This window comes from Bradyrhizobium sp., from assembly GCF_049798375.1.
Classification (GTDB): Bacteria; Pseudomonadota; Alphaproteobacteria; order Rhizobiales; family Xanthobacteraceae; genus Bradyrhizobium.
Map to the genome: position 1 here is coordinate 1 of NZ_JBARGP010000027.1, position 4,651 is coordinate 4,651.

5 protein-coding genes are annotated in these 4,651 nt (G+C 64.8%); 4 read left to right on the forward strand and 1 reads right to left on the reverse strand.

The window, feature by feature from the left end; translation table 11 throughout:
* The 4 genes from WA702_RS00980 to WA702_RS00995 all read left to right on the forward strand — a co-directional run.
* Window positions 1-836: AMP-binding enzyme (locus WA702_RS00980; protein WP_425108656.1), on the forward strand; the 836-nt coding region annotated here is incomplete at its 5' end.
* A gap of 3 nt (window positions 837-839) precedes the next feature.
* On the forward strand, window positions 840-1,316 hold the full coding sequence (locus tag WA702_RS00985; protein ID WP_425108657.1) for a MaoC family dehydratase: 477 nt from the start codon (window positions 840-842) through the stop codon (window positions 1,314-1,316).
* A gap of 22 nt (window positions 1,317-1,338) precedes the next feature.
* Window positions 1,339-2,256: an SDR family NAD(P)-dependent oxidoreductase gene (locus tag WA702_RS00990; protein ID WP_425108658.1), complete on the forward strand. Its 918-nt coding sequence runs from the start codon at window positions 1,339-1,341 to the stop codon at window positions 2,254-2,256.
* 155 nt (window positions 2,257-2,411) lie between these two features.
* On the forward strand, window positions 2,412-3,641 hold the full coding sequence (locus tag WA702_RS00995) for an NAD(P)/FAD-dependent oxidoreductase (RefSeq protein ID WP_425108659.1): 1,230 nt from the start codon (window positions 2,412-2,414) through the stop codon (window positions 3,639-3,641).
* 191 nt (window positions 3,642-3,832) lie between these two features.
* Here WA702_RS00995 and WA702_RS01000 read toward each other — a convergent pair.
* On the reverse strand, window positions 3,833-4,651 hold an 819-nt coding region (locus WA702_RS01000), incomplete at its 5' end, for an alanine racemase (protein WP_425108660.1).

A 4,651-nucleotide genomic window follows, 5' to 3' on the forward strand; every position in this document is an offset into this window, starting at 1 on the left:
CCGTCTGGCGGCTGTTCATCCAAGAGCGCTTGTCTGACTTCAAGGTCAGCTTGCGCGAGGTCTGCGGCGCCGGCGAGCCGCTCAATCCCGAAGTGATCGACCAGGTCCGTAGCGCCTGGGGCCTGACCATTCGCGACGGCTATGGCCAGACCGAGACGGCCGCTATCGTCGGCAACTCGCCGGGCCAGGCCGTGAAGATCGGCTCGATGGGCCGGCCCCTGCCGGGCTATCGCATCGAGATCACCGACATCGACGGCAACGTCACTAGGGAAGGCGAGGTGACCCTGGTGCTTGGCGCCGACCGGCCGGCCGGCCTGATGCAGGGCTATCAGAGCGACGACGGCAAGCTCTCCGGTACCGACGGCGCGCGCTATCGCTCCGGCGACGTCGTGTTCGCCGATGACGACGGTTACCTCACTTTCGTCGGCCGCTCCGACGACGTGTTCAAATCGTCAGACTATCGGATATCGCCATTCGAATTGGAGAGCGTGCTGCTGGAGCACGAGGCGGTGGCGGAAGCCGCCGTGGTGCCGAGCCCCGATCCCATTCGTCTGGCGATTCCGAAGGCCTATGTGCTGCTGACGTCGAATGCGGAGCGCTCGCGCGCCACTGCGCTGTCGATCTTCGAACATCTGCAGGCACGGCTCGCACCGTTCAAACGCATCCGCCGCGTCGAACTCGTCAGCGAGCTGCCGAAGACGATCTCCGGCAAGATCCGCCGCGTGCAGTTGCGGCGGCTCGAGCACGAGGACAATCGCGACGATGCCCTGCGCGGCGTCGAATTCAAGGAAGAAGATTTTCCCGAGTTGCAGCGCAGCCGTCCGACCGAAAGCTAGAGCATGGAACAAATCTGGAAGAAACCGCCGATCTCGCTGGAATCCTATCAGGCATTGGTGGGGCAGGAGATCGGCGTCTCGTCGTGGCATGTTGTCGATCAGAAGCGCATCGATGGCTATGCCGAGGTGTGCGAGGATCATCAGTTCATCCATGTCGACCCTGAACGCGCCAAGGCGACGCCGTTCGGCACCACCATCGCGCATGGCTTCCTCACCATGTCGCTGCTCTCTGTGATGTCCTACGAGGTGATGCCCGCGATCGAGGGCACCGCGATGGGCGTCAACTACGGTTTTGACAAGCTGCGCTTCATGTCGCCGGTGAAATCGGGCAAGCGCGTGCGTGGCCGGTTCACGCTCGCCAAGGCCGAGCTGCGCCGGCCGAAGGAATTGCAGTCCGTGACCCATGTGTCGGTGGAGATCGAGGGCGAGGAAAAGCCCGCGCTCGTCGCCGAATGGATCGGTCTGATCTATCTCGCTTGAAAACTCGGGGATATCGAACAACATGGCAATCAGATTTGACGGACGCGTCGCCATCGTCACCGGCGCCGGCAACGGGCTTGGCCGCGCGCATGCGCTGGGACTGGCGAGCCGCGGCGCCAAGGTCGTGGTCAACGATTTCGGTGGCGCCCGCGACGGCACCGGCGGCTCGCTGACCCCGGCGCAAGCCGTGGTCGAGGAGATCAAGAAGGCTGGCGGCACCGCGATGGCCGACGGCGCCGACGTCTCCAATTTCGAGCAAGTCAGCGCGATGGTGGAGCGCGTCACCAAGGAGTGGGGCAGCGTCGACCTGTTGTGCGCCAATGCCGGCATCCTGCGCGACAAATCGTTCGGCAAGATGGAAGTGGCCGACTTCGCCAAGGTGCTGGACGTGCATCTGGTCGGCTCGTTCTATTGCTGCAAGGCGGTGTGGGCCGGCATGCGCGAGCGCAACTACGGCCGCATCGTGCTGACCACTTCGTCCTCCGGCCTCTACGGCAATTTCGGCCAGGCCAATTACGGCGCGGCGAAGACCGGCATGGTCGGTTTGATGAACGTGCTGGCGGAAGAGGGCCGCAAGACCAACATCCGCGTCAACATCATCTCGCCGACCGCCGCGACCCGCATGACCGAGGAGCTGCTGCCGCCGCAGGCGCTGGAGCTGATGAAGCCGGAGGCGATCACGCCGGCGGTGGAATACATGCTGAGCGAGGACGCGCCGACCCGGACCATCATGGGCGCCGGCGCCGGCTCGTTTGCCGTCATCAAGATCCTGGAAAGCGAGGGCATCAACCTGGCTCAGTCCGAGTGGACGCCCGACGCCATTGCCGCGCGTTTCACTGAGATCAGCGACATGTCGAAGGCCAAGGCATTGCAGGGGGCGTTCGAGCAGACCCAGAAATACGTCGCCCAGGCTGCGGCGCGGCTGGGGATCAAGCTATAAGGCGACATGCTTGGCACGCACTTAACCGTCATGGCCGGGCTTGTCCCGGCCATCCACGTCTTTGGCTCCGTTTGCGCGGTGGAGCGTGGATGCCCGGGGCAAGCCCGGGCATGACGACCGGTTGCCTGGCGAGCTCTGGTGCCTAAACTCGTACAATGACAGTCCGCCATAAGCAGGTCGCCGTCATCGGCGCCGGTCCCGCCGGCTTGATGGCGGCCGAGGTGTTGGCGGAGGGTGGCGCCAGCGTCACCGTCTATGACGCGATGCCGTCGGTGGCGCGCAAATTCCTGATGGCCGGGCGCGGCGGACTCAATCTCACGCACGGTGAGGAGCTTGCTACATTTCTCTCGCGCTACCGCGAAGCGCAGTCGTTTCTTGATCCCGCCATCCGTTCCTTCCCGCCGCAGCGCCTGCGCGACTGGTGCGAGGCGCTCGGTGAAAAGACCTTTGTCGGCTCCTCCGGACGCGTTTTCCCCGAAAGCTTCAAAGCCTCGCCGCTGCTGCGCGCATGGCTGCGCCGGCTCGACAGTCAAGGCGTGAAGCTAGCAATGCGCCATCGCTGGACCGGGTGGGACGGGCAGAGGCGCTTGCTGTTCGAGACGTCAGAGGGCGAGCGCGCGATTGCCGCCGATGCTGTCGCGCTCGCGCTCGGCGGTGCCAGCTGGCCGCGGCTCGGCTCCGACGGCGCATGGAAGAATGCCCTAGCAAGCAAGGGCGTGGCGATCACGAAGTTCAAGCCCGCGAATTGCGGCTTCACCGTTGCGTGGTCGACCATCTTCCGCGATCGGTTCGAAGGCCAGCCGCTGAAGAGCATCGCGCTGTCGTTCGGTGACCGCACCGTGCGCGGCGAGGCGATCGTCACGCGCGACGGCATCGAGGGCGGCGCGATCTACGCGCTGTCGGCCGAATTGCGTGAGGCTATCGCGGCATCGGGCGAGGCCACGCTGCAAATTGCGCTGCGGCCCGATCTCTCGACGAATGATCTTCTCTCGCGCCTGTCGGCGCCGCGCGGCAAGCAGTCGCTCTCCAATGTCTTGCGTAAGACGCTTCAGTTGCCGTCAGTGGCGATTGGACTGCTGCAGGAAGCCGCGATCAATGCCAGCGGTCAGCTTGCGTCGTTCTCACCCGAGGAACTTGCTGCGTTGGTCAATGCCGTGCCGCTAAAGCTCATCGGCACCTCAGGCCTCGCCCGCGCGATCTCGACCGCCGGCGGCATCGCATGGGACGAGCTCGATAACGACTACATGATCAAGCGTCTGCCCGGCATCTTCGCCGCAGGCGAAATGCTGGATTGGGAGGCGCCGACCGGCGGCTATTTGCTGCAGGCCTCCTTTGCGACCGGCGTCGCGGCGGGAAAGGGCGTGTTGAAGTGGCTTAATTTGTAGGATGGGTTGAGCGTAGCGATACCCATCATTTTTCGAGGAGGCAGGATGGGTATCGCTTCGCTCCACCCACCCTACGAATCTTGCGCCGTCATTGCGAGCGAAGCGAAGCAATCCAGGAATCCTGCGAGAAAGAAAGTCTGGATTGCTTCGTCGCTTGCGCTCCTCGCAATGACGGTGGAGAGGCCGGAGGCCTAACGCAACTTCCCTCGTGCCGCGACCGGCAGCGTTCCCAGGATCTCGTCGCCGCGCACCATCACCACTTCGTCCATCATGTTGACGACGACGCAGACGTGGTTGGGCACGATGCGCACGACGTCGCCGACGTTCGGGCGGGTGTTGCTGCGGGAGAGGTCGAGGAAGCCGTGCTCCTCGGCGAAGCGCGCGATCTTGGCCTCCGGGTGCTCCAGGATCAGGCCGTGGCCGTCGAGGCCACCGGTGTCCGTGGTCAGCGTCTTGGAGCCGGCATCGAGGATGCCGCGCTCGGGCGCGGCGCGGCTGACCACGGTGGAATAGATGTTGAGCGCGCAATCATCCCAACCGGCGACACCGGCCGCGACCTGCATGCGGTCGTTATAGATGTAGGTGCCCGGACGATGCTCGGTCGCGCCCTTGAGCTTGCCGAGATTCTTTAGGTTCGGCGAGCCGCCGGTCGAGACCATGGTCGCATCAAGCCCGTGCGCGCGCACGCCGGCCAGCGCCTCGTCATAGAATCGTTGCGCATCCTCCCAGCCGCTTTCGGTCGGATACAGCATGAAGCCGGCGAAGCGCAGGCCTTTCGAGGCCGCGATCTCGCGCGCGAGCGCGATGGCTTCCGCGGGCGTCTCGACACCGGCGCGCTTGCGCCCGGTATCACACTCGACCACCACCGAGAGCGACCGGCCCGAGGCGGCCGCCGCCTTCGGCAGATCGGCCACCACCACGGCGTTATCGGCGGCCACCGTCATGTTGGCCTTGCTCTGTAGCGCGCCGAGGCGGGCCATCTTCTCGTCGCCGAGCAGATTGTAGGAAAT

Coding starts and splice junctions, on each gene's coding strand:
- WA702_RS00985 (WP_425108657.1), top strand. CDS start 840: ATGGAACAAATCTGGAAGAAACCGCCGATCTCGCTGGAATCCTATCAG.
- WA702_RS00990 (WP_425108658.1), top strand. CDS start 1,339: ATGGCAATCAGATTTGACGGACGCGTCGCCATCGTCACCGGCGCCGGC.
- WA702_RS00995 (WP_425108659.1), top strand. CDS start 2,412: ATGACAGTCCGCCATAAGCAGGTCGCCGTCATCGGCGCCGGTCCCGCC.